The 25,091-nt window shown below is 70.2% G+C and carries 20 protein-coding genes; 3 read left to right on the top strand and 17 right to left on the bottom strand.

The window, feature by feature from the left end; all coding sequences use genetic code 11:
• Positions 1-21: 21 nt before the first annotated feature.
• Positions 22-2,583, bottom strand: coding sequence for an alpha-glucan family phosphorylase (gene glgP / locus BJ984_RS09495; protein ID WP_179547807.1), 2,562 nt, complete (start codon positions 2,581-2,583; stop codon positions 22-24).
• Between the two features lie 219 nt (positions 2,584-2,802).
• On the opposite strand from glgP, the gene BJ984_RS09490 reads away from it, so the two are divergent.
• The gene (locus tag BJ984_RS09490; protein WP_179547806.1) at positions 2,803-4,842 is read left to right on the top strand and encodes an alpha-1,4-glucan--maltose-1-phosphate maltosyltransferase; all 2,040 of its coding nucleotides are present in this window, start codon (positions 2,803-2,805) and stop codon (positions 4,840-4,842) included.
• Complete coding sequence (glgB, locus tag BJ984_RS09485; protein ID WP_179547805.1) at positions 4,842-7,061, top strand: 1,4-alpha-glucan branching protein GlgB; 2,220 nt, start codon at positions 4,842-4,844, stop codon at positions 7,059-7,061. Before BJ984_RS09490 ends, glgB begins: the two co-directional genes overlap by 1 nt.
• Positions 7,062-7,137: 76 nt before the next feature.
• On the opposite strand, the gene BJ984_RS09480 is transcribed toward glgB, so the two are convergent.
• Positions 7,138-8,112, bottom strand: coding sequence for a tetratricopeptide repeat protein (locus BJ984_RS09480; RefSeq protein ID WP_179547804.1), 975 nt, complete (start codon positions 8,110-8,112; stop codon positions 7,138-7,140).
• Positions 8,109-9,920, bottom strand: a complete 1,812-nt coding sequence (locus BJ984_RS09475) for a DUF8094 domain-containing protein (protein WP_179547803.1) — start codon at positions 9,918-9,920, stop codon at positions 8,109-8,111. Before BJ984_RS09475 ends, BJ984_RS09480 begins: the two co-directional genes overlap by 4 nt.
• Positions 9,921-10,041: 121 nt before the next feature.
• On the opposite strand from BJ984_RS09475, the gene BJ984_RS09470 reads away from it, so the two are divergent.
• A complete protein-coding gene (locus tag BJ984_RS09470; protein ID WP_179547802.1) occupies positions 10,042-11,097 on the top strand; it encodes an AI-2E family transporter in 1,056 nt (351 codons plus the stop codon).
• A gap of 28 nt (positions 11,098-11,125) precedes the next feature.
• Here the strand turns inward: BJ984_RS09470 and BJ984_RS09465 are convergent, their stop codons facing one another.
• The 14 genes from BJ984_RS09465 to tsf all read right to left on the bottom strand — a co-directional run bounded on the left by BJ984_RS09465 (position 11,126) and on the right by tsf (position 25,044).
• A complete protein-coding gene (locus BJ984_RS09465) occupies positions 11,126-11,845 on the bottom strand; it encodes an alpha/beta hydrolase (protein WP_179547801.1) in 720 nt (239 codons plus the stop codon).
• A 4-nt stretch (positions 11,846-11,849) separates the two neighbouring features.
• A complete protein-coding gene (locus BJ984_RS09460; RefSeq protein ID WP_179547800.1) occupies positions 11,850-12,152 on the bottom strand; it encodes a hypothetical protein in 303 nt (100 codons plus the stop codon).
• 38 nt (positions 12,153-12,190) lie between these two features.
• Positions 12,191-13,837, bottom strand: a complete 1,647-nt coding sequence (locus tag BJ984_RS09455) for a cation:proton antiporter (RefSeq protein WP_179547799.1) — start codon at positions 13,835-13,837, stop codon at positions 12,191-12,193.
• Between the two features lie 67 nt (positions 13,838-13,904).
• On the bottom strand, positions 13,905-14,585 hold the full coding sequence (locus BJ984_RS09450) for an aggregation-promoting factor C-terminal-like domain-containing protein (RefSeq protein ID WP_179547798.1): 681 nt from the start codon (positions 14,583-14,585) through the stop codon (positions 13,905-13,907).
• A gap of 4 nt (positions 14,586-14,589) precedes the next feature.
• Positions 14,590-15,303 (bottom strand): aggregation-promoting factor C-terminal-like domain-containing protein, encoded by a 714-nt coding sequence (locus tag BJ984_RS09445; protein ID WP_179547797.1) that lies wholly within the window; start codon positions 15,301-15,303, stop codon positions 14,590-14,592.
• A gap of 21 nt (positions 15,304-15,324) precedes the next feature.
• The gene (locus BJ984_RS09440; RefSeq protein ID WP_179547796.1) at positions 15,325-17,091 is read right to left on the bottom strand and encodes a dipeptide ABC transporter ATP-binding protein; all 1,767 of its coding nucleotides are present in this window, start codon (positions 17,089-17,091) and stop codon (positions 15,325-15,327) included.
• A complete protein-coding gene (locus tag BJ984_RS09435; RefSeq protein ID WP_179547795.1) occupies positions 17,088-18,119 on the bottom strand; it encodes an ABC transporter permease in 1,032 nt (343 codons plus the stop codon). The genes BJ984_RS09440 and BJ984_RS09435 overlap by 4 nt, the downstream gene beginning before the upstream one ends.
• 2 nt (positions 18,120-18,121) lie before the next feature.
• Positions 18,122-19,207 (bottom strand): ABC transporter permease, encoded by a 1,086-nt coding sequence (locus BJ984_RS09430; protein WP_173183752.1) that lies wholly within the window; start codon positions 19,205-19,207, stop codon positions 18,122-18,124.
• A 120-nt stretch (positions 19,208-19,327) separates the two neighbouring features.
• Positions 19,328-20,947, bottom strand: coding sequence for an ABC transporter substrate-binding protein (locus BJ984_RS09425; protein ID WP_179549405.1), 1,620 nt, complete (start codon positions 20,945-20,947; stop codon positions 19,328-19,330).
• Between the two features lie 211 nt (positions 20,948-21,158).
• Positions 21,159-21,713, bottom strand: coding sequence for a DivIVA domain-containing protein (locus BJ984_RS09420; RefSeq protein WP_179547794.1), 555 nt, complete (start codon positions 21,711-21,713; stop codon positions 21,159-21,161).
• A gap of 28 nt (positions 21,714-21,741) precedes the next feature.
• Positions 21,742-22,743 (bottom strand): phosphatidate cytidylyltransferase, encoded by a 1,002-nt coding sequence (locus tag BJ984_RS09415; protein WP_179547793.1) that lies wholly within the window; start codon positions 22,741-22,743, stop codon positions 21,742-21,744.
• A 30-nt stretch (positions 22,744-22,773) separates the two neighbouring features.
• Positions 22,774-23,328 (bottom strand): ribosome recycling factor, encoded by a 555-nt coding sequence (gene frr / locus BJ984_RS09410; protein WP_173183749.1) that lies wholly within the window; start codon positions 23,326-23,328, stop codon positions 22,774-22,776.
• Between the two features lie 47 nt (positions 23,329-23,375).
• The gene (pyrH, locus tag BJ984_RS09405; protein ID WP_179547792.1) at positions 23,376-24,098 is read right to left on the bottom strand and encodes a UMP kinase; all 723 of its coding nucleotides are present in this window, start codon (positions 24,096-24,098) and stop codon (positions 23,376-23,378) included.
• A 118-nt stretch (positions 24,099-24,216) separates the two neighbouring features.
• The gene (gene tsf, locus BJ984_RS09400; RefSeq protein WP_173183747.1) at positions 24,217-25,044 is read right to left on the bottom strand and encodes a translation elongation factor Ts; all 828 of its coding nucleotides are present in this window, start codon (positions 25,042-25,044) and stop codon (positions 24,217-24,219) included.
• Positions 25,045-25,091: the final 47 nt, after the last annotated feature.

Raw genomic sequence — 25,091 nt, 5'->3', positions numbered from 1 at the left:
GCACGACCCGACGCGCGGGGGCTAGTGGGCGACCGCGATGAGGCCCAGCTCGGCCGGCGAGGCCAGGTCGGCGTTCTTCGGCACGATTCGGACCGTGTAGCCGAACGAGCCCGCGCGGCCGAGCTGCACCGTGCCCGAGTAGACCAGCTCCGAGGAGTCGGCCGAGGGGGGCGCCGCAGCCAGCTCGACCGCGTGCGTCTCGGCGAGCTCGTCGCCGTGCACAGCGTGCCCGTAGACGACCTCGACCGCCACGTCGGACGGCGCGAGCCCGCCCAGCTGGACGTGCGCCCGAACGTGCAGCTCGTCGCCGACCTGCGGGGTGTCGTCGAGCCCGCCCGACTCGACGTGCACGACCGAGACGTCCGGCCAGGCGGCGCGCACGCGCTCCTTCCACGCGGCGAGCGCGCGGGCCTCCGAGTGGTCGTCGGCGGTCATCACACGTTCGGCCGCGGCCGCCGGGATGTACAGGCGCGTGACGTACTCGCGCACCATCCGCTCGGCGCTCAGCTCGGGTGAGAGCGTGGCGAGGGTGTGCCGGATGCTCTGCAGCCAGTGCTGCGGCACGCCGTCGCCGTCGCGGTCGTAGAACCGCGGCGCGACCTGGTTCTCGAGCAGGTCGTAGAGCGCCTCGGCCTCGAGGGCGTCACGCTCCGCGGAGTCGCCCGCGGAGTCGGCGGTGGGGATGGCCCAGCCGTTCTCGCCGTCGAAGTACTCGTTCCACCAGCCGTCGAGGATCGAGAGGTTCAGCCCGCCGTTCAGCGCCGCCTTCATCCCCGAGGTGCCGCAGGCCTCGAGCGGCCGCAGCGGGTTGTTCAGCCACACGTCGGTGCCCGGGTAGAGCAGCTGCGCCATGCCGATGTCGTAGTTCGGCAGGAAGACGATGTGCGTGCGCACCTCGGGGTCGCTCGCGAACTGCACGAGCTTCTGGATCAGCCGCTTGCCCTCGTCGTCGGCCGGATGCGACTTGCCCGCGATCACGAACTGCACCGGACGCTCGGGGTTCAGCAGGATCGCCTTCAGCCGAGCGGGGTCGTGCAGCATCAGCGTGAGCCGCTTGTAGGTCGGCACGCGCCGGGCGAAGCCGATGGTCAGCACGGACGGGTCGAGCAGGCTCTGGAACCAGGCCGGCGGGATCGAGTCGGGGTTCTGCTCGCGCCAGGCCTCGGTGACCCGACGGCGGGCGTCGTGCACGAGCTGGCGGCGCATGTCGCCGCGCACCGCCCAGAGCTCGCCGTCGGTGACCGCGTCGGAGCGCCAGTCGGCGACCGTGGTGTCGCCCGTGCCGAGCTTCGTGCGGGCGAGCTCCTGCAGCAGCGGGTCGGTCCAGGTCGGAGCGTGCACGCCGTTGGTCACCGAGGTGATCGGCACGTCGTCGCGGTCGAAGCCCGGCCACAGGCCGCTGAACATGCCGCGCGAGACGGCCCCGTGCAGCACCGAGACGCCGTTCGTGCGCTGCCCGAGCCGGAGCCCGAGCACCGCCATGTTGAACACCTCGGGCGAACCGCCCTCGTAGTCCTCCGCGCCGAGCGACAGCGCCGACGGCACGTCGAGCCCCGGCAGCATGTCGGTGGAGAAGTAGCGCTCGACGAGACCGCGGTCGAAGCGGTCGATGCCGGCCGGCACCGGGGTGTGCGTGGTGAAGACGGTGCCCGCACGCACGACCTGCAGGGCCTCGTCGAAGGAGAGGCCGTTGCCGATCAGGGTCGAGATGCGCTCGAGGCCGAGGAACCCCGCGTGCCCCTCGTTGGTGTGGTACACCTCGGGCATCGGCTGGTCGGTGAGCTCGGAGACGACTTCGAGAGCGCGCACGCCGCCGATGCCGAGCAGCAGCTCCTGCAGCAGGCGATGCTCGCCGCCGCCGCCGTAGAGGCGGTCGGTCACGCTGCGCAGCGCGTCGTCGTTGTCGGGGATGTCGGTGTCGAGCATCAGCAGGCGCACGCGGCCGACCTGCGCCTGCCAGATGCGGGCGTACAGGGCCCGGTCGTCGGGCAGGGCGAGCACGATCTGCGCGGGGGTGCCGTCGGCGAGGCGCAGCACCGAGAGCGGAAGGCCGTCGGGGTCGAGCACCGGGTAGCTCTCCTCCTGCCAGCCGTCACGGGAGATGGCCTGCCGGAAGTAGCCCGAGCGGTAGAACAGCCCGACGCCGATGATCGGCACCCCGAGGTCGGAGGCCGCCTTCAGGTGGTCGCCGGCCAGGATGCCGAGGCCGCCCGAGTACTGCGGCAGCGCGGCGGCGATGCCGAACTCCGGCGAGAAGTAGCCGATCGACCGCGGCCGCGGGCCCTCGAGGCCCTGGTACCAGCGCGGCTCGCCGAGGTAGGCGTTCAGGTCGTCGCGCAGGCTGTTCGCCCACGCCACGAAGCCCTGGTCCTGGGCGAGCTGCTCGAGCCGCTCGGGCCGCACCGCGCCGAGCAGCGCCACCGGGTCGCCCTGCGTCGAGCGCCAGTCGTCGGGCGAGATGTGGGCGAAGATCTGCTGGGTCGGCTGGTGCCACGCCCAGCGCAGGTTCGCGGCGAGTTCGCCGAGCGCCGACAGCGCCTCGGGCAGTACGGAACGGACGGTGAACCTGCGGATCGCTCTCACGCGACGCCCTCCTTCGAACGATGGGTCCTCGATCCCGGCAAGCATAGGGCCGAGGGGCGACGCCGACGTGAACAGGCCGTTGCAGGCCCACCCTTTCTCGGTAGGGTCTGACATGTGGCAGCTACTCGGAAACGTCCCGCAACGACCCCCGCCTCCAAGGCCCGCACGAAGGCCGAGGCGCCACCGGCGGTGCCCCTCGCGACCGCTGAGCCGGCAGCCGTGGCATCGGCAGCCCCGTCCGCGGAAGCCTTCCGCCCTGCGGTCGGCCGCATCCCCATCCTCAACGTCTTCCCCTCGGTCGACGGCGGCCGCTTCACCGCGAAGGGCTACGTCGGCGAGGTCATCCCGTTCGGCGCCACCGTCTTCCGCGAGGGCCACGACGCCGTCGGCGCGCACCTCGAGCTCGAGGCCCCCGACGGCACCGTGATCGACCGCCCGCTCACCCGCACCCACAGCTGGGACGACGAGTGGCGCGGCCTCGCTCAGGTCACGAGCCCCGGGGCCTGGCGCTTCCGCATCCGCGGCTACAGCGACGACTACGCCACCTGGGAGCACAACGCCAGCGTCAAGATCGCGGCCGGCATCGACGTCGAGCTGATGTTCGCGATCGGCGCGCAGCTGTTCCACCGCCTCAGCACCGAGGGGCACCGCCCGGCCGAGGAGCGCACGATGTTCGCCGAGATCTCGGCTCAGCTCGGCGAGACGGCAGGGCCGCCGGCCGAGCGGCTCGGTGCGGCCTTCGGCACGCGGGTGACGGATGCTCTGCGAGCCCGCCCCGCCGAGAGCCTCGTCACCCATTCCGACTGGCAGCCCCTGAACGTCGAGCGCACGCTCGCGGGGGCCGGCGCCTGGTACGAGTTCTTCCCGCGCTCGATCGGAGCCGAACAGGCCGCCGACGGCAGTTGGACGAGCGGCACCTTCCGGAGTGCGGAGGCGCGCCTGCCCGAGGTGGCCGCGATGGGCTTCGACGTGCTCTACCTGCCGCCCATCCACCCGATCGGCGAGGCGTTCCGCAAGGGGCGCAACAACACCCTCGACCCGCAGCCCGGAGACCCGGGCTCGCCCTGGGCGATCGGCGGTGCGGCCGGCGGTCACGACACCGTGCATCCCGACCTCGGCACCCAGAGCGACTTCGAGCACTTCGCCGCCGAGGTCGCCGCCAACGGCCTCGAGCTGGCGCTGGACTTCGCGCTCCAGGCGTCGCCCGACCACCCGTGGGTGGCCGAGCATCCTGAGTGGTTCACCACCCTGCCCGACGGCACGATCGCCTACGCCGAGAACCCGCCGAAGAAGTACCAGGACATCTACCCGATCAACTTCGACAACGACCCGGAGGGCATCCGCGCCGAGGCGCTGCGCATCCTGGAGCACTGGATCGCGCTCGGCGTGAAGATCTTCCGGGTCGACAACCCGCACACGAAGCCGCTGGACTTCTGGGAGTGGATCATCCACGAGGTGAACACGACGCACCCCGAGGTCGTCTTCCTCGCCGAGGCCTTCACCCGCCCCGCGCCGATGCAGGGCCTCGCGAAGGTCGGGTTCCAGCAGTCGTACAGCTACTTCACCTGGCGCAACACGCGCACCGAGATCGAGGAGTTCTTCACCTCCATCTCGCAGGAGACCGCCGATTTCATGCGGCCGAACCTGTTCGTGAACACCCCCGACATCCTTACCGAGTACCTGCAGTTCGGCGGCCGCCCGGCCTACCTGATCCGCGCGGTGCTCGCTGCCACCGGCGCTCCGCTCTGGGGCGTCTACTCGGGCTACGAGCTGATCGAGAACGTCGCCCGGCCCGGTGCCGAGGAGAACCTCGACAACGAGAAGTACGAGTACAAGGCGCGCGACTACGCCGCGGCCGAGGCGAGCGGCCTCTCGATCGCGCAGCAGATCACGCGCCTGAACGCGATCCGCCGCGAGCACCCGGCCCTCGGCCAGCTGCGGAACCTGCGGGTGCACGGCAGCGACGACGACGCGATCGTCGTCTACTCCAAGCACATCGACGCCGAGTTCACCCCCGACGGCGTCGCCGACACGATCCTTGTCGTTGTCAACCTCGACCCGCACTCGGTGCGCGAGACGACCGTGCACCTCGACCTCGCCGAGCTCGGGCTGCCGGCCGGCTCGACCTTCGGCGTCACCGACCTGTTCACCGGCGACAGCTGGGAGTGGTCGGAGCACGACTACGTGCGGCTCGACGCGTTCAGCCGCCCGGCGCACATCTTCCACGTCACCCGACCCAGCGAAGGCGGAGCCTCCTGATGACCACCCCCGACGGCACCACGGCCCTCACCCTCCCCGAGCTCTCCGACGAGGTGCTCGCCAAGGTGGCGAGCGGATCGTTCTACAACCCCCACGAGGTGCTCGGCCAGCACCTCGTGGACGCGGCGGGCGTCTCCGACCCGATCACGGTCATCCGCACGCTGCGCCCGTTCGCCACCGAGGTCAGCGCGGTGCTCTCGAACGGCGCCCGCGCCTCGCTCACCCACCTCTGGGGCGGCATCTGGCAGGGCTTCACGCTCACGGGCCTCAACGACTACGAGATCGAGGCCCGCTACGACGACGGCTCGGTCTGGACGGCCGACGACCCCTACCGTTACTCCCCCACGCTCGGCGAGCTCGACCTGCACCTGATCGGCGAGGGCCGGCACGAGAAGCTCTGGGAAGTGCTCGGCTCGCGCATCGAGACCAAGCGCGGCGTCGACGCCGACGCCGAGGGCACCGCCTTCGCCGTCTGGGCGCCGCATGCGAAGGCCGTGCGGGTGATCGGCGACTTCAACGGCTGGGACGGCACGCGCCACGCGATGCGCAGCCTCGGCGGCACGGGCGTCTGGGAGCTGTTCATCCCGGGCATCGGTGCCGGCTCGAACTACAAGTGGGAGATCCTGACCCAGCACGGCCAGTGGGTGCAGCGCGCCGACCCGATGGCCCGCGCCACCGAGGTGCCCCCGCTGACCGCCTCGGTGATCGGCGAGAGCTCGTACACCTGGCAGGACGGCGAGTGGATGACCACCCGCGCGGCCACCGATCCCCACGTCAACCCGATGAGCGTCTACGAGATGCACCTCGGCTCGTGGAAGCCCGGGCTGGACTACCGCACCCTCGCCGACGAGCTCATCCCCTACCTGGAGCACACCGGCTTCACGCACGTCGAGTTCATGCCGCTGGCCGAGCATCCGTTCGGCGGCAGCTGGGGCTACCAGGTCACCGGCTACTACGCGCCCACCTCGCGCTTCGGCTCACCCGACGACCTGCGCTACCTGATCGACCGGCTGCACCAGGCGGGCTTCGGCGTCTTGATGGACTGGGTGCCCGGCCACTTCCCCAAGGACGAGTGGGCGCTCGCCCGCTTCGACGGCGAGGCTCTCTACGAGCACTCCGACCCGCGCCGCGGCGAGCAGCCCGACTGGGGCACGCTCGTGTTCGACTTCGGCAACAGCAAGGTGCGCAACTTCCTCGTCGCGAACGCGCTGTACTGGCTCGAGGAGTTCCACATCGACGGCCTGCGGGTCGACGCCGTGGCGAGCATGCTCTACCTCGACTACTCCCGCAAGGAGGGCGAGTGGCTGCCGAACCAGTACGGCGGGCGCGAGAACCTCGAGGCCATCAGCCTGTTGCAGGAGGTGAACGCCACCGCCTACCGCAAGTACCCCGGCATCGTGATGATCGCCGAGGAGTCGACCTCGTGGCCGGGCGTCACGCACGCCACCAGCCGCGGCGGGCTCGGCTTCGGCATGAAGTGGAACATGGGGTGGATGCACGACACCCTCGCCTACATCGCGGAAGACCCGATGTACCGCATGTACCACCATGGTGAGATCACCTTCTCGTTCATCTACGCCTTCAGCGAGAACTTCATGCTGCCGATCTCGCACGACGAGGTCGTGCACGGCAAGGGCTCGCTGCTGAACAAGATGCCGGGCGACCACTGGCAGAAGCTCGCGAACCTGCGGGCGTACCTCGGCTTCATGTGGGCGCACCCGGGCAAGCAGCTGCTGTTCATGGGCCAGGAGTTCGGGCAGCCGAGCGAGTGGAGCGAGGAGCGCGGGCTCGACTGGTGGATCCTCGACCAGCCGGTGCACCAGCAGCTGCTCTCGCTCGTCGGACACCTGAACCGGGTCTACCGCGAGAACCCGGCCCTCTGGGCGCTCGACAACGAGCCGGCGGGCTTCGAGTGGATCGACGGCGGATCGTCGTCGCAGAACCTCGTGTCGTTCCTCCGCTGGGACAGCGAGGGCAACCCGATCGCGGTGCTGATGAACTTCTCGGGCGCCCCTGTGGGTCCGTACCGCGTCGGTCTGCCGTTCGGCGGCCGCTGGGACGAGCTCGTCAACACCGACGCCGTCGAGTACGGCGGATCGGGCGTCGGCAACTACGGCGCCGTCGAGGCGGAGTACGTGCCCTGGTCGGGCCGCCCGGCCTCGGTCGAGCTGACGCTCCCCCCGCTGGCGGCGCTCTTCCTCAAGCCGCACCGCGACTGAGGTCGGATCGACCCGTCGAAAAACGCCCTCTCGATGACCTGAGAGGGCGTTTTTCGACGGATGGACCGGGGTGGCGTCAGTACAGCAGCATCGTGAGGCGGCGACGAGCCGCCGAGACGCGCGGGTCGTCGTTGCCGACGACCTCGAAGAGCTCGAGCAGGCGGGTGCGCACGGCGTTCTTGCCGTCGGCGTCCTGAGCCGGGAAGAGCGTCAGCAGGCGGTCGAAGGCGTCGTCGATGTGCCCGCCCGAGACGTCGAGGTCGGCCACGAGCATCTGGGCGGCGAGGTCGTCGGGTGCGGCGGCGGCCGCTGACCGGATCTCGTCGAGCGACTTGTCCTGCAGCCGCTCCAGCAGCTTGACCTGCGCGAGCCCGGCCACGGCGAGGGCGTCGCGCGGGTTCTGTGCGATGGCCGTCTGGTACTCGCGGATCGCCTCGGCGTAGTCGCCTCGCGCGATGGCGTCGTAGGCCTCGGCGTGGTGCGGCGGCAGGGGCTCCTCGACCGGCTCGGCGACCGCATCCGGATCGACCGGGCCGACGTCGATCGTGCCGGTGACCCCGTTCTGCGCGGCGAGCTGCAGCACCTGCTCGAGCACGGCGCGCACCTCCTCCTCGGGGTACGCGCCCTGGAACAGCTGCACGGGGCGGCCGCCGACCAGCGCGGCGACGGTCGGCACCGACTGCGCCTGGAAGGCCTGCGCGAGCTGCGGGTTGTTCTGCGCGTCGATGCCGACGAGCACGAGGCGGCCGGCGTACTCGGTGACGATGCGGGTGAGCAGAGCGGTGAGCTCGACGCTCGCCTCGGCCCAGTCGGCCCGGAGGTCGACGATCACCGGCACTTGGTTCGACAGCTCGATGAACTGCGTGAAGGTGGCGTCGGTCGCCTCCTGCAGCAGGCCTCCGGCGCCGCTCGTGCCACCGGGGGCTGCGGATGCTCCGCCCGCCGCGACCCCCGCGCCCGGCGCCGAGGCTCCCGGCTGAGGGCGGTTGACGAGCGAGGACAGGTCGACGGCTCCGCGCAGGCTCGCAGCGGAGGGCGGGATCATGCTCACGGCAGCTCCTTGGCTTGGATGAGCCCCTGCGTGAATCCGAGGAGCTCGGCTTGGCTGGTGTCACCCGACGGCGGGATGAAGAACAGCAGCTGGTAGTCGTAGACGGCCTCGGTGCCCTTGGCCGACTCGGTGACGCCCGAGAGCGCCTTGACCGCACCCGTCGGGCTGACCGTCGCACCCGACTCGACCGGCTTCACGGTCTGCGACTCGCGGAGGTTGACCGCGACGAGGCCGCCGGAGCCGCTCGTCGCCAGCGCGATGTCCTGACCGGGGGCTTCGACCGAGGCGAACTCCATCGAAGCGGTGGTCGAGAAACCGGCCTTCTGATCGGCCTTGAACTGGGCGCCGACCTGCGTGCGCAGCGTGTCGCCCTCGGGGTCGACGTCGCCGATGTACTGGCTGGCGTCGCCGTTCAGCAGGATGTCGGCGTACGCCGTCTTCAGCTGGTCGGGCGTGAGCGTGAGGAGCTTGGTCTCCGGCGCGAGCCGCGTGGTGCCGACGCTCGCCGCCGCCACGGGCGGCAGGCTGGTGTCGGGCTCCAGCGAGATCTCGTAGTAGACCTTGTAGTTCGCGCGGGGCGTCTCCTGCACGAGCATCAGGGCCACCGGCGGCACCGAGGTGTCCTCAGCCTGCACGACGGTGAAGACCGTCTTCGGCCAGGTGCTGCTCGCCTGCGGCAGCACGACCTGCAGCGGGCCGGCCGGGATGGCCTGCGGCGCCGGGTACTCGGGGTAGCCGGCTCGGATGGCGTAGGTCGCGCCGCGCAGGTCGAGGGCAGGACCCTCGAAGCGGGTGGACAGCGCGTCGGTGCTCGACGCCGCGTCGCCCTCGGCGGCCACGGTGGAGATGTCGGCCACGATCGCCTCGAGCTGCGCCTCGGTGACCGCGGGGGTCGGCGAGTCGTCGTCGGCGTCGTCGGCCGGCAGCGCCCCGTCGGCGCCGGGGGTCGCCGTCGGGTCGGGCGTGGCGGCCGTCGTCGCGGCATCCGTCGAAGTCGCCGGAGCCGCCTGGGGCCAGTAGTCGCTGGAGCAGCCGCCGAGGGCCACGACGCTCGCGAGGGCGACGGGCAGCGCGATCAGCGGCGCGATCGAGCGCCGGCCGCGCTTCATGCCCGACTCGATGGCATTCGTGCGGGACGGCGAGAAGCGCTTGCCCTTGGGCAGCGCCGGAGGCTTGCGGCGGGGGCGCTGCGAGCGGCGCATGTGCAGGAGGCCGAGCACGAGCAGCACGAGCCCGGCGAACAGGAACACCACGCCGGCGACCAGCAGCGGGCCGACCCACGGGGTGGCGTTCGGGATGGGCCAGGAGATGCGCACCTGCGAGGGCGCGGGCTGCGTGCCGTCGGAGGCGACGATCACCGAGTAGCCGGCGGGCAGGCTGAGCGTGCGGTACATGGCGTCGTCGGAGGTGAACTCCTCGAGCCAGAGGTCGCTGCCGGCCGGGTTCGCCGAGCCGGCCGCCACGTTGTCGGCCGCATCGGGGTTCGCCTCGACCGGGGTCGCCGTGATCTCGTCGGTGTCGACGTCGAGGTCGATGGCCGTGTAGGCCGAGCCGTCGAGCCACGCCTCGACGTCGGAGGTGCGCCCGTAGGCGGCGAAGACCGTGTCACTCCCGGTGAGGGCGAGCGTCTGGCGGCCCTGATGGGCGAGCAGCGCCGACGAGTCGATCATCAGGTACGGCGTGGGGTCGGCCACGGCGACGGTCGAGGCGACCGTGGACGGCGGCAGGAACACGGTTCGCTGCGCGACGCCGACGCCGATCAGCGCGGTCGCGATGATGAAGGCGAAGATGGCGAAGATAAAGCGCACGGAAGACTCCTGACAAAGACATTAAAAGATAGCCGATCCCCTGCCGCCCGGCGCACAGGCGGCGTTCAGGCGACAAGTAGGATTGGCTCACGTCGCCGACACCACCTTCGAGGGAGCACCTGTGAAGATTCAGAACGCCTTCACGCTCGGCCTCGTCGCGACGCTGGGCGTGGGTGTCGGGATCGGCATCCTGGGCGCGGTCGTCTCGCTCGCCACGATCCTCACCTACATCGGCGTCGCCCTGTTCATCGCCCTCGGCCTCGACCCGATCATCTCCTGGCTCGAGCGCAAGCACTGGCCCCGGTGGCTCGCCATCCTGACCGTGCTGGTGGCGGTGCTCGGCGTCTTCACCGGCCTGGTGTTCGCGGTCGTGCCGATCATCGTCGACCAGATCTCCCAGCTGATCGAGCTGATGCCCACTCTGCTGAACCAGGTGCTCGACCAGCAGTGGCGCGACCAGGCCACCGAGAACCTCGGCGGTTTCGTCGACGTGAACGAGGTCTACAACGCGATCCTCGACTACTTCCGCGACGCGGGCAACGTCACGGCCCTGGCCGGCGGCGCGCTGCAGGTCGGCATCGGCATCGCCAGCGGCGCGTTCGGGGCGGTCATCGTGCTCATCCTGACCCTGTACTTCACCGCCTCGCTGAACCACATGAAGCGAGCGGTCTACCGGCTGGTGCCGGCCACCAAGCGCGAGCGCTTCGCCGACCTCAGCGAGCAGGTCACCGGGGCGGTCGGCCGCTACGTCGTGGGGCAGATCACGCTCGCGCTCACCAACGGAGTGCTCAGCTTCATCTTCCTCAACATCATCAACGCGCCGTTCTCGGCCGTCCTCGCGTTCCTCGCCGGCGCCCTCTCCCTGGTGCCACTCGTCGGAACGCTCTCGGGCTCGGTCATCATCGTGCTGGTCTGCCTCATCCCGGGCCTCGGCTCGCCCCTGACGGCCCTGGTCGCCGCCATCTACTACATCGTCTACATGCAGGTCGAGGCCTACCTTCTGAGCCCCAAGATCATGAACCGGGCCGTCTCGGTGCCGGGCTCGATCGTCGTGATCGCCGCGCTGGCAGGCGGTACTCTGCTCGGGGTGCTCGGCGCCCTCATCGCCATCCCGATCGCGGCGAGCATCCTGCTCATCATCAAGCAGGTCGTCATACCGATACAGAACGAGCGCTGACGAATCGTCGGGGCGAGCGGATGCGCGGCTAGGCCTCGTACGTCGTCGGCAGCGGGTACGCGGCGGCGTTGACCCGCGCCACGATCTCATCGAGCACGCGGCGGGTCTGCTGCTCCCCCACCCACAGGTGCTTGCCGCCCTCGACCTCGACGAACTCGAGGCTCGGCACGCTCGCGAACCGCTCCCGGGCCTCCGCCGGACGCAGGAAGTCGTCGAGCTCCGGCACCACGGCCACCAGCCGCTTGCCGTTGCCCTCCCAGGCGGCGACCTCCTCGGCGCTTGCCCGATGGAGCGGCGGCGACAGCAGGATCGCGCCGTCGATCGGGTACTGCGCCCCGTAGCGCAGCGCGAGCTCGGTGCCGAACGACCAGCCGACGAGCCAGGGATGCGGCAGTCCCTGCTCCTCGACGAAGCGCATCGCCGCCGCCACGTCGTACCGCTCCCTCTCGCCCTCGTCGAAGGCGCCCTCGCTGGTGCCCCGGGGAGAGCTCACGCCGCGCAGGTTGAAGCGGAGCACAGCGACGTCGGCGAGGGCCGGGAGCCGGTTCGAGGCCTTGCGCAGGATGTGCGAGTCCATGAAGCCGCCATGCGTCGGCAGCGGGTGCAGGGTGACGAGGGTGGCGACCGGGTCGCCCGAGAGCGGCGTCGCGAGCTCGCCGACGAGGGTGAGCCCGTCCTCGGTGTGCAGCTCGATGTCCTCCCGGCGCGCGGGCAGCTCGGTCGAAGAGCGGATCTCGTGGGTCGTCACAGGGTCAGGCTCCGATTCTCCAGCAGTGGGTGTGCCAGTGCCGGCGGGCGGCCAGGTCGCTGGCGTCGCCCATCACCCCGTCGGCGCGCCAGGTCACGAGGTGGGCCGTTCCGGGGGCGATGGGCACCGAGCATCCGGGACAGGCGTAGGCCTTGACCGCCGAGGCGGCCGAGACCGGCTGCACGTTCCAGGAGATGCCCCGGCGGGTCTCGGTGCGCTTCCAGCCGGCCAGCAGACGGTCGAGGCCCGGCTCGTCGTCGTCCCCGGCTCCGCCCGCGCTGCGGCGGGGACGGTTGCTGCGGGGCATGACCCCAGTCTACGAAGTCCCGGGCGGGGCCGGGTCGATCAGTGGCCCTCGCCGTCGGACTGCAGCAGCCGCGACTCCTCCTGATCGAGCATGAGCTGCGCCCGCACGAGGATGCGCGACGCGAACTCGCCGCGGCCGCGCGCCTCCAGCAGCGCGGCCCGCTCGGCCCGGAGCACCTCCATGCGCAGCACCCGGTACTGCTCGTGCGGCGCCGACTCGCCCGAATCGCCGCCCACCGCTGCGGTGTGGGCGCGCTCCCACGCCGACTCGCTGCGGAGCTCGGCGTCGCTGCGCACCCGGTCGACCACGCTCTCGTCGACCGGCTCGCCCGTCGGCAGGCTCAGCTCGGGCGCCTCGAGCACCTGCAGGCCGGCCGTGCGCAGCTCGTCGACGAGGGTCGCGAACTCGGCATGGTCGGCCGCCTCGTCGACCCCGCGCAGCTTCAGCACCCGGATCAGCCACGGCAGGGTGCCGCCCTGCAGCAGCAGAGTCACGATCGAGACGGTGAAGGCGATCAGGATCAGCTGGCTGCGATAGGGCGTGCTCTCGGGGAGCGACTGGGCGGCGGCCACGGTGACGACGCCGCGCATCCCGGCCCAACTGAGGACCAGGCCGCCCTTCCAGCCCGTGGCCTCGCCTGCCTCGGCCCCGGTCGGGTCGCGCCGATACACCCGCGCCCGCTGGTAGGCCAGCAGCGGGCCGACGAAGGCGAACCGGATCAGGAAGAGCACGAGCGCCGCCCCGATGCCGAGGACGATCGCCTCCCACGCGTTGAGGGTCTGCGACTGCGGGTCGCGCCCGACGGCGTCGACCACGATGTCCTTCAGCTCGAGCCCCATCAGGAGGAACACGCCGTTCTCGAGCAGGAACTGGATCGTGCGCCAGTTCAGCCGCTCGCTGATCCGCACCGAGGCGCTGAAGTGCTTCGCCCCCATGTGCCCCGTGTAGAGACCGGCGACGACCACGCTCAGCACCCCGGAGGCGCCGATCGCCTCGGCGGGGATGTAGGCGAGGAACGGGATGACGAACGAGACGGCCGTCGTCAGCACCGCGTCGTGCAGCCGGGACCGCACCCACACCGTGAGCGCGCCGACCACGAGGCCGACGCCGATAGCGACGACCGAGGAGTAGGCGAAGTCGACGGCCACTCCCCCGAAGCCGCCGAGGGCGATGGTGCCGGCCGAGGCGGCCGTGGCCGTGCGCAGCAGCACCAGCGCGCTGGCGTCGTTCACGAGGCTCTCGCCCTCGAGCACCGCGATCAGGCGGGGCGGGAGACCGAGCTTCTTGCCGATCGAGGTGGCCGCCACCGCATCCGTCGGGCTGATCACCGCCCCGAGGGCGATCGCCCCGGCGAGGTTCAGGTCGGGCAGGATCATGAACAGCAGGAAGCCGGTGACGACCGCGCTGACGATCACGAGCAGCACCGAGAGCACCGAGATCGAGCCGATGTTCTTGCGGAAGTCGACGAGCGGCAGGTTGATCGCCGAGGAGTAGAGCAGCGGCGGCAGCACCCCCGCGAGGATCCACTCCGAGGGCACGTGCACCGGCGGCACCCCGGGGATGACCGAGATGCCGAGCCCGATCACGACGAGCAGGATGGGGGTCGCGAGTCGCAGCTTCGGCGACAGCACCGAGACCCCGACGACGATGATCAGGCAGATCACACCGATGATCTCAGGTCGCATGGCGACAGCCTAGTGAAACCGGGCCCTCGCCCCGATCACCGCCGCCGACGGTCGCGGTGTCGGCGGATCAGTACCAGCCGCGGTCCTCCGACGACGCCCAGGCCTCGCACGGGGTGCCGTAGGTGCCGGCGATGTAGCGCAGCCCCCAGTCGATCTGCACGTTCGGGTCGCTCTCCCAGCCCGGCCCCATCTTCGAGCCCGGGAGGGCCTGCGGGATGCCGTGGGCACCCGAGGAGGCGTTGTGGGCCGCCGGGTTCCAGCCCGACTCGCGGTTCCAGAGCGCCAGCAGGTAGTAGTAGTTCTGCTCACCCCAGCCGTAGCCGATGACGGCCTGGTAGGCGATGTCCTGCAGCGAGCCCGGCGCGGGCGGTCCGGGGGTCGGCACGACGTTGGCCTCGCAGCCGGCCGAGGCCGCGGGCGCTGCGGCCGCACCCGCCTCGTCGTCACCGTCGTCGTCCTTCGGCGCCGGCGCGGCCACCACGGCGGGAACCGGCACGGGCTCGGGCGCAGGCGGATCGGTGACGGTGTACCCGTCGCGGGCGATCGCACTCGACTCGCCGCTCGCGGTGAGCGTCTGACCGGCGACGGATGCGGTGCTCACCTCGGGCCCGAAGGTGCCGGTGGGCTGCGCCTCGGCCGAGTGCGCGTTGACCGCGAAGAGCAGCACGAACGAGGCGGCGACACCGAAGGCGAGCGTCTTCAGCCCGGCGCGGACGACGGGGTTCGGAGAGGTCTGGCGAAGCGTCATGGGATCAGTACCAGTGGTTCGCGTCGGAGTGGGCGAGGGCGGAGGCCGGGTCGCCGTAGCGGCCCTGGATGTAGTTCAGGCCCCAGGTGATCTGGGTGGCCGGATTGGTGAGCCAGTCGGCACCGGCCGAGGCCATCTTCGAGCCGGGCAGGGCCTGCGGGATGCCGTAGGCGCAGCTCGAGGCGTTCAGGGCGTTGACGCGCCAGCCCGACTCGCGGCTCCAGAGAGCGATCAGCGCGTCGTACTGCGCCCCGGTCCAGCCGCGGGCGGCGGCGAGGTCGAGGGCGACCGCCTGAGCGGTGGCCGGATCGGCGACCGCCGCGTTCGGGTCGGGGCAACCGCTGTCGGAGCTCGCCGACTTCTCGACGGGCGCCGGCGCGGCCACGATGACCGGCGGCGGCGGGGGCGGCGGGTCTTTGACCGTGTAGCCGTCGCGGATCAGGGCGGTGGCCGCCGAGGCCGAGACCTCGAGGTTCTGCACGCCCACGGCGCCCTGGTCGAACTCGCCCGAGAACGACGCGGTCGCCGAGGAGACCCCCACGTTCGGGGCGACGACGGTGACGAAGGCGCAGGCCGTGACCGCGGCGAGCCCGAGCAGCTGCAGCGCCGCGCGACCCGTTCGGCGCGCAGGCTTCTGCGGCCCGACCGGGGTTCGCTCGACGGCGCCGGGAGAGCGGGTGACTCTCGGGCGATCGTCGTTCAGGGAGTGCTTGGCCACGATTCGTCCGATTTTAGCCCATCAGGCCGGTGCGTTCCCAGCTTCGGCCCGAAGTGCGGCCAGCACCGTGCGGCGCTCGGCCTGCTCGGCCGGGTCGGGGACGGGCAGCGAGGCGATCAGGCGACGGGTGTACTCGTGCTGAGGGTCGTCCAGCACCTGCGCTCCGGTGCCCTCCTCGACCAGCTCACCGTGATAGAGCACCGCGATGCGATCGGCCAGCAGGTCGACGACGGCGAGGTCGTGGCTGATGAACAGCGCGGCGAAGCCGAACTCCTTCTGCAGCTCGGCGAACAGCTCGAGCACCCGCGCCTGCACCGAGACGTCGAGCGCCGAGGTCGGCTCGTCGGCGATCAGCAGCTTCGGCTCGAGTGCCAGCGCCCGGGCGAGACTGGCGCGCTGACGCTGGCCGCCGCTCAGCTCGTGCGGGAAGCGGTCGCCGTAGCTCTTCGGCAGCTGCACGGCCTCGAGCAGCTCGTCGACGCGCTTGCGGGCCGACGACGGGTTCGACGCCCGGCCGTGGATGATCAGGGGCTCGGCCACCGCGTCCGCGATGCTCAGCAGCGGGTTGAAGCTCGCCGCCGGATCCTGGAAGACGAAGCCGATGTCGGCGCGCAGCGGCTTGAACCGCCGCTCCGAGAAGCCGACCATCTCGAAGTCGAGCACCTTCAGCGAACCGCCCGTGGCCCGGGTGAGCCCGCCGATGGCGCGGCCGATCGTCGTCTTGCCCGATCCGCTCTCGCCGACCAGCCCCAGCACCTCGCCCGGTGCGATCGCGAACGAGACGCCCTGCACGGCGCGGAAGCCCTTGCGGCCGAGCCGGCCCGGGTACTCGATCACGAGATCCCTCGCCTCGACGACCGCGTTCTCGACACGACCGGCGGATGCGCGCTCGGCACCCGCACCGGCCCGGTCCGCCGCGCGGCTCTCGGTGTGCGCCCGCCCTTGCCCGATGCGGGGCACCGAGCCCAGCAGCTTCTTGGTGTACTCGGCCTGCGGTGCGGAGAACAGCGTCTGCGCATCCGCCTCCTCGACGACCCGGCCCTGATACATCACGACGACGCGGTCGGCGAGGTCGGCGACGACGCCCATGTTGTGGGTGATCAGCACGATGGCGGTGCCGAACTCGTCGCGGAGGCGCCGCAGCAGGTCGAGGATCTCGGCCTGCACGGTCACGTCGAGCGCGGTGGTCGGCTCGTCGGCGACGATCAGGCCCGGGTTCATGACGAGGGCAGCGGCGATCACGACACGCTGCTTCTGCCCGCCCGAGAACTGGTGCGGGTAGTAGTCGACCCGGGTCTCGGGGTCGGGGATGCCGACCTTGCGGAGGATCTCGATCGCCTGGGCCTTCGCCTCGGAGCGGGAGATGCGGGAGTGCGCGCGAAGCCCCTCGGCGATCTGCCAGCCGACGGTGTACACGGGGTTGAGTGCCGTGGAGGGCTCCTGGAAGACCATGGCGACATCGGTGCCACGCACCGCGCGGAGGTCGCGCTTGGACAGCGTCACGACGTCGGAGCGACCGGTGCCCTCCCGGTTCGTCAGCAGCACGGCGCCGTTGACGGTGGCGGTGCCGGGCAGGAGGCCGAGGATCGACTTCGCGGTCACGGTCTTGCCGCTGCCGCTCTCCCCGACGATCGCGACGATCTCCCCCTTGTGCACCGTCAGGCTGACGTCGTCGACGGCCTTCACGGCGCCGGCATCGGTGGCGAAGGAGATGCCGAGGCGGTCGATGTCGACCACGGTGTCGGGCCGGGCGCCGGCGGCCGGCGCGGCCGGGGTGGTGGCGGTCATGCGTTCTCCTCGCGGATGTCGACGTCGGAGGGCAGGGTCTGGTCGACGGCGGTGAGCGACACGGCGCCCGCCTTCGCCTTCACGCGCTTGCGGCCGCGAAGGCGCGGGTCGGCCAGGTCGTTCAGGCTCTCGCCCACCAGGGTGATGCCGAGCACCGAGAGCACGATGGCGAGGCCGGGGTACAGGGCAGTCCACCAGATGCCGCTCGTCACGTCGGACAGCGCCTTGTTCAGGTCGTAGCCCCACTCGGCGGCGGCCGACGGCTCGATGCCGAAGCCCAGGAAGCCGAGGCCCGCCAGGGTGAGCACCGCCTCGGACGCGTTCAGCGTGAAGATGATCGGCAGGGTGCGGGTGGCGTTGCGGAGCACGTGCCGGAACATGATGCGCGAGGTCGACGCCCCGAGCATCTTCGCCGACTCGACGTAGGGCTCTGCCTTGATGCGGATGGTCTCGGCCCGGATGACGCGGTAGTACTGCGGGATGAACACCACGGTGATCGACAGCGCCGCCGCCAGGATGCCGCCCCAGAGGCTCGACTGCCCGCCCGAGATGACGATCGACAGCACGATCGCGAGCAGCAGCGAGGGGAACGCGTAGATGGCGTCGCCGATGACGACGAGCACCCGGTCGAGCCAGCCGCCGAGGTAGCCCGAGACGAGGCCGAGCAGGATGCCGGCGATGATCGAGAACACCACGGCGAGCACGATCACGAGCACCGCGGTCTGGGCGCCCCAGATCACACGCGAGAACACGTCGTAGCCACCGACGGTGGTGCCCATGATGTGGGCGGCGCTCGGCGGCTGCTGCGCGCCGAAGGAGCCCTGCGCGTCGCGCAGCTGGGCGAAGCCGTAGGGAGCGATCAGCGGTGCGAAGATCGCGACCAGCACGAACAGTCCGGTGATCGTGAGGCCGGCGACGAGCATGCCGCGCTGGAGGCCCACGCTCTGGCGCAGCTGCTTCACGACCGGGAGCCGGCCGAGCAGGGTGTTCTTCACGGGCGGCACGGAGGCGATGACGTCGCTCGTCATGATCAGTACCTCACTCTCGGGTCGATCAGGGCGGCGATCACGTCGACGACGAAGTTCGTGACGGCGACGAAGACGGCGAGCAGCGCGACGATGCCCTGCACCGCCACGAAGTCGCGCGCGGCGAGGTAGGCGGCCAGCTGGAAGCCGAGTCCCTTCCACTCGAAGGTGGTCTCGGTCAGCACCGCGCCGCCGAGCAGCAGGGCGATCTGCAGGCCGATCACGGTGATGATCGGGATGAGCGCCGGCTTGTAGGCGTGCTTCCGCACCAGCCGGAACTCGCTGACGCCGCGTGAGCGTGCCGCGTCGACGTAGTCGGTGCCGAGGGTGCCGATGACGTTCGTGCGCACCAGGCGGAGGAAGACGCCGGCGGTCAGGAGGCCGAGCGCGATGCCCGGGAGCACGGCGTGCGAGAGCACGTCGCCGATGGCGTTCGGGTTGCCGAGCATGATCGCGTCGATCAGGTAGATGCCGGTCTTGTTCGGCAGCGTCTGCATCGACAGCTCGGTGCGGGTCGAGGCCCGTCCGGCCACCGGCAGCCACTGCAGCCAGACCGAGAAGACGAGCTTCAGCAGGAGGCCGGCGAAGAACACCGGGGTCGCGTAGCAGAGGATGGCGAAGATGCGCAGCACGGCATCCGGAACCCGGTCGCGCATGGAGGCCGCCAGCATGCCGAGCGGGATGCCCACGATGAACGCGACGATGAGCGCGTAGAACGCGAGCTCGAGGGTGGCGCCTCCGTAGGTGAGCAGCACCTCGGTGACCGGGCGGTTGTCGGAGATGGTGTTGCCGAAGTTGCCGGTGAAGACCTGGCCGAGGTACTCGAAGTACTGCACCAGGACGGGGCGGTCGTAGCCGGCGGCGTGGATGCGCTCCTGCAGCTGCTCGGCCGTGAGCCGGCCGCCCTGGGCCGCCGTGATCGGGTCGCCGATGGTGCGCATCAGCAGGAACACGAGGGTGACCAGGATGAAGATGGTGGGGAAGATCAGCAGGAAGCGGATCAGCAGGTATCTGCCGAGCCCTCCGCCCGCGCTCTTGGGCTTGGGGGCGACCACCGACGGAGCGTCGGTCGGAAGCAGACTTGTCGTCATCGTTGCCAATCAGTCGGAGCCGGTGGCGCACGAGGGGCGACCGGCTGAACCGGTCGCCCCAGTGCGATGGGCCAGGAAGTACCCTAGCCCGTCGTTCGTCTTATCCCTTGGCCAGTATCTCTACTTGGTGAGGGGTGCGTAGCGGAACTTGAACGAGGCGTCGAGCGTGACGCCGTCGACGTCCGTGCCCGCGACGGCGACCTGGGCGCCCTGCAGGTAGGGAACGGTCGACAGGTCGACGGCTTCCTTGGCCTGGATCTCCTCGATGATCGACTGACGCTCGGCGGCGTCGGGGGTGGACGCCTGCTTCAGGATCAGGTCGTTCACCTCCGGGTTGTCGTAGTGGTTGCCGAGGAAGTTCTCGGTGAGGAAGAACGGCGTCAGGTAGTTGTCGGCGTCGGAGTAGTCGGGGAACCAGCCCAGCTGGTACGCCGGGTAGAGGTCGGCCGTGCGGTCCTTCGCGTACTGCACCCACTCGGTCGACTGCAGGTTCACCGTGAACAGGCCCGACGACTCGAGCTGGTCCTTGATGAGGGCGTACTCGTCGCCCGAGGAGGGGCCGTAGTGGTCGGGGCTGTACTGCAGGTTCAGCTCGACGGGGGTGGTGACACCGACCGCCTCGAGGGTCGCCTTCGCCTTGTCGGCGCTGGGGCCGCCGTCGCCGTCGCCGTAGAGCTCCTTCATCACCTCGGTGGCACCGGTCAGACCGGCGGGCACGAAGGAGTACAGCGGGGTGTAGGTGCCCTTGTAGACCTGGTCGGCGATCTCGTCGCGGTCGATCAGGTCGGCGACCGCCTGGCGCACGGCCGTGGCCTTCGCCGGGTCGGCCTCGGCCGTGGTGGCACCGAAGGGCTGGGTGTTGAAGTTGAAGGTGATGTAGCGGATCTCTCCACCGGGGCCGTCGTAGACCTTCACCTTGTCGTTGCCCGAGAGGTCGTCGACGTCGGTGGCCGAGAGGCTGCGGAACGCCACGTCGATGTTGCCCTCCTGCACGTCGAGCTTGAGGTTCGACGAGTCGGCGTAGTACTTCGCCTGCACGGGCGACTCGGCCGGCGGGAGGACGCCCTGGTAGCCGTCGAACGGCACGTAGGAGATCAGGTTGTTGAAGTCGTAGCTGTCGATCGAGTACTGACCGGCGAACGCCTTGCCCTCGACGATGTCGGCGTCGGGGGTGATCGAGTCGGCCGAGAAGACCTCCTCGTCGACGATCGGGCCGGCGGGGCTCGACAGGATCTGCGGGAAGACCTGGTCGTCGGGGCTCTTCAGCTTGAACACGACGGTCAGGTCGTCGGGAGCCTCGACCGAGTCGAGGTTGTAGAGCAGCGACGACGGCCCGTTCGGGTCGGCGATCGCGAGGTCGCGGTCGAAGCTGAACTTCACGTCGGACGAGGTGAGCTCGTTGCCGTTCGCGAAGGTCAGGCCCTCCTTGAGCTTCACCGTGTACTCGGTGGGAGCCGTGAACTCCGCGCTCTCGGCGATGTCGGGCTCGACGTCGGGGCTGCCGTAGGGGGTATTCATGAGGAACGGGAAGACCTGGTTCATCACGGCGAACGAGCCGTTGTCGTACGAGCCGGCCGGGTCGAGCGTGGTGACCTTGTCGGTCGTGCCGACGATGATCGCGTCGCCGGAGCTCGACGAGTCGCCGCCCGAGCCGGCGCAGCCGGTGAGGGCGAGCGCGAAGGCGGCGCCGCCGGCGACGAGCGTGAGCGAGCGCCGGGTGAACGTGGATGCGGGCGTCATGTCTCGCATTACCTCTTCCTGTTTCGTAGGCGGGCAGGCGCGACGATGCGCGTGCGACCCGCTTGTGCTGTGCACCATAGCTAACACAAAGAACGGGCGCCGCCCAAGCGGGGGCCAGGGCTGAACGGGTTTCTTTACGTGATCGAAATATCTGCGGCGATTTCTTCCACCGGATGCGCGAATTCTGCGCGCATTCTGAAGATTCGTGCGCTCAGCGCACCGCGAGCATGACGTCGACCACCGCGTCGAGCACGGCGTCGACCTGCGGCTCGCTGTAGCCGCCGCGCCCCGGCCGGAAGACGGCGGTGCGCACGTCGGAGACCGTGACGTCGGCCCCGGAGCGGAAGTACTCCACGAGCTGGGCGGCGAAGGCGTCGACGTCGCGTCGGTTGTAGCCCTGGCGCAGGAACCCGGCGCGGTCGAACTTCTCGCCGTCGGGCCGCTCGAGCCGGGCGAGGATCTCGGCCGCACGGCCGCGGGCCTCGGCGAACCAGGCCTCGTCGCCCTGCTGCCGGTAGGCCTGGTCACGCTCCCGCAGGGCGAAGGCGTCCTCGAGCCGCTCGAGCGCGGCGTCGACAGCGCGGGCGTCGTAGCCGCCCTTCTCCATGCTGAACGCGGTCTGCCGCACCATCGCGGCGGTCAGCGTGAACTCGCCGGCCTGGTCGCGCTCGTCGTAGGCGACGCGCGCTCTGGCCAAGAAGTCGTCGACCTCGTCGATGTCGTAGCCGAGGCTCGAACTGCGGGTGCGGGGAAACGGTGCGCTCACGGCTCTATTGTGCCGAACTTCGTCGTGATCACGATCCGAAGACCACCCAGAGCAGGTACGCGGCCGCCGCGGAGGGCAGGATCGAGTCGAGCCGATCCAGGAATCCGCCGTGCCCGGGCAGCCAGGAGCTCATGTCCTTGATGCCGATGTCGCGCTTCAGCAGCGACTCCGACAGGTCGCCCACGGTCGCGGTGAACGTGATCACCGCTCCGAAGAGCAGACCGAACCACCAGGGCTGGCCGAGCAGCAGGATCGACAGCAGCACGCCACCGATGAGGGCCGCCAGCAGGGCACCCGCGAGACCCTCCCAGGTCTTCTTCGGGCTGATCGTCGGGGCCATCGGGTGCTTGCCGAAGTTCAGACCGCTGGCGTAGGCCCCCACGTCGACGAGCACCACCACGATGATGAACGACAGCACCCACCACTGCCCGCCCTCCTGGGCCAGCAGGAGCACGGAGATGCTCGCGAGGAACGAGACGTAGACCTGCACGAAGATGCCGGCGCCCAGGTCTTTGAGGAGGGCCCGTGCATCCGGTCGCGGCCCCTGGCTGCGCGGCTGACGCACGGCGACCTCGACGAGCCGCCAGAGGGTGACCACGAGCATGCCCGCGAGGGCGACCAGCCACTGCCCGGTGGCGCCCCAGTAGTAGGCGGCGGGCACCACGGCGACCCCCGCGAAGACCGTCGGGATGCGCGCGACGTGCAGCTTCGCCGCCCGCAGCGCAGTGGCGAGCTCGAGCGTGCCGAAGGTGACCAGCACCACGGCCAGCACCAGGTAGAGCTCCTTGATGACCACGAGGCTGACGACCATCACGCCCGCGAGCACGACACCGATCAGGATGGCCGAGACGAGGTTGCGGCCCGAGCGCGCGGTGATCTTCTCGTTGGCCTCGTCGAACTGCTCCTTGCGGGCCCGCACCTGCGCCTGGATCTCGGCGCGCGTGAGCGTGCGCGTGCGGCGCACGGGCGGCGTGCGGCTCGGGCGGGGCTCGTGGCGACCGGGCTGGTGCCGGCCGGGTTCGTGGCTCATCGGAGGCCGTCGGTGTCTGACCTGTCGAGGTCAGACCTCGAGGAGCTCGGCTTCCTTGCGCTTCAGGGCGTCGTCGATCGCGTCTACGTAGCGCTTCGTGACCTGCTCGAGCTCCTTCTCGCCGCGCGTCACCTCGTCGTCGCCGACCTCGCTCTTCAGGGCGTCGAGGTCGTCCTTCGCCTTGCGACGGATGTTGCGGATCGAGACCTTGCCGTCCTCGGCCTTGGTGCGGACGATCTTCACGTACTCCTTGCGGCGCTCCTCGGTGAGGTCGGGCAGGGTGACCCGGATGACCGTGCCGTCGTTGTTGGGCTGTGCGCCGAGGTTCGGCACGTCGCGGATGGCCTGCTCGATGTCGCGCAGGGCGCTCTTGTCGTAGGGGGTGACCAGGAGGGTGCGCGCCTCTTGGTTCTGCAGCGACGCCAGCTGCTCGAGCGGCGTCGGCGTTCCGTAGTACGACACGAGGATCTTCTGGAACAGCGCGGGGTTCGCCCGGCCGGTGCGCACGCTGGAGAAGTCGTCCTTCGTGACCTCGACGGCCTTGGTCATTCGCTCGGTGGCATCTGCCAGTACATCCGTGATCACGGGCAACTCCTTCAGTGGATCTGTGCTGTCAAGTGTAGTGGGACGCCTCAGTGCGAGGTCGCGACCAGAGTGCCGATGCGCTCGCCCCGGATGGCCTTCGCGACGTTGCCCGCGGGCTCCATGCCGAACACGTGCATCGGCATGCCGTTGTCCATGCAGAGGCTGAACGCGGTCGAGTCGACGACCTTGAGACCCTGCACGAGTGCCTCGTTGTACGTGAGGAACTCGAGCTTCACCGCATCCGGATCGATGCGCGGGTCGGCGGAGTAGACGCCGTCGACGCCGTTCTTGGCGACCAGCACCTCGTCGGCGTGGATCTCGAGCGCGCGCTGCGCCGAGACCGTGTCGGTGGAGAAGTACGGCAACCCGGCGCCGGCGCCGAAGATGACGACGCGGCCCTTCTCGAGGTGCCGGATGGCGCGACGCGGGATGTACGGCTCGGCGACCTGGGTCATCGAGATGGCGGACTGCACGCGTGTCTCGGCGCCGGCCTGCTCGAGGAAGTCCTGCAGGGCGAGGGCGTTCATCACCGTGCCGAGCATGCCCATGTAGTCGGCGCGCCCGCGGTCCATGCCGCGGGTCGACAGCTCGGCGCCTCGGAAGAAGTTGCCACCGCCGACGACGATCGCGATCTCGACCTCCTGGGCCGCCTCCGCGATCTCCCTGGCCAGTCCGGACACGACGTCGGGGTTGACCCCGAGGGAGCCACCGCCGAACGCTTCACCGGAGAGTTTCAGTAGTACCCTGCGCTTCGAATCCGGCTCGCTCATCCGTCATGCATCCTCTCGTCATGCCCGTGTTCAGGCTATCGTCTCCCGCCCGGTCCCGAATGCGCGCGGGCGTGGAAAAGGGCCCGGACCGATCGGTCCGAGCCCTTCTCGTGGTGTGTTACGCGCCGACCTTGAATCGGGCGAAACCGGTCACCTGGATGCCCGCCTCGGCGAGCACCTTCGAGACCGACAGCTTGTTGTCCTTCGCGTAGTCCTGCTCGAGCAGGGCGACCTGCTTGAAGAACGCGGTGACGCGACCCTCGACGATCTTGGGCAGAGCCGCCTCGGGCTTGCCCTCGTTCTTCGAGATCTCGGTCACGATCGCTCGCTCCTTCTCGACGGCGTCGGCGGGGACGTCGTCACGGGAGAGGTACTGCGGGTCGGCGAACGAGATGTGCTGCGCGATGGAGCGAGCGGTCTCGGCGTCGGAACCCGTGTACGCCACGACCACGCCGACCTGCGGGGGCAGGTCCTTCGAGGTCTTGTGCAGGTAGATCTCGAAGTTCTCGCCCTCGAGCCGCGAGATGCGGCGGAGCTCGATCTTCTCGCCCAGGATGGCGGCCTCGTCGTTGATGACGTCGGCGACCGTCTTGCCGTCGGCGGGGGCCGCGAGGGCCTCCTCGACGGTCGACGCACCGGCGGCCGCAGCGGCGGCGAGCACCTTGTCGGCCAGGGCGATGAACTTCTCGCCCTTCGCCACGAAGTCGGTCTCGCAGGCGAGCTCGATCATCGTCGCGGCGCCGTCGCCCTGCGAAGCGGCCACGAGGCCCTCGCTGGTGGAGCGGTCGGCACGCTTCGCGTTGCCCTTCGCACCCTTGAGGCGGAGGATCTCAACGGCCTTCTCCATGTCGCCGTCGGCCTCGACCAGGGCGTTCTTGGTGTCGACCATGCCGGTGCCGAGCTGCTCGCGCAGCGCCTTGACATCAGCCAGGCTGATTGTTGCCATGTGTTTCTGACTCCTTGAGAGATGTGGCGGGCCGGTTCGTGGCCGGC

The organism is Herbiconiux flava (assembly GCF_013409865.1).
Taxonomy (GTDB): domain Bacteria; phylum Actinomycetota; class Actinomycetes; order Actinomycetales; family Microbacteriaceae; genus Herbiconiux; species Herbiconiux flava.
Note: the sequence above shows the minus strand (reverse complement) of the source record. Positions and strands in the feature narration are given on the sequence as shown.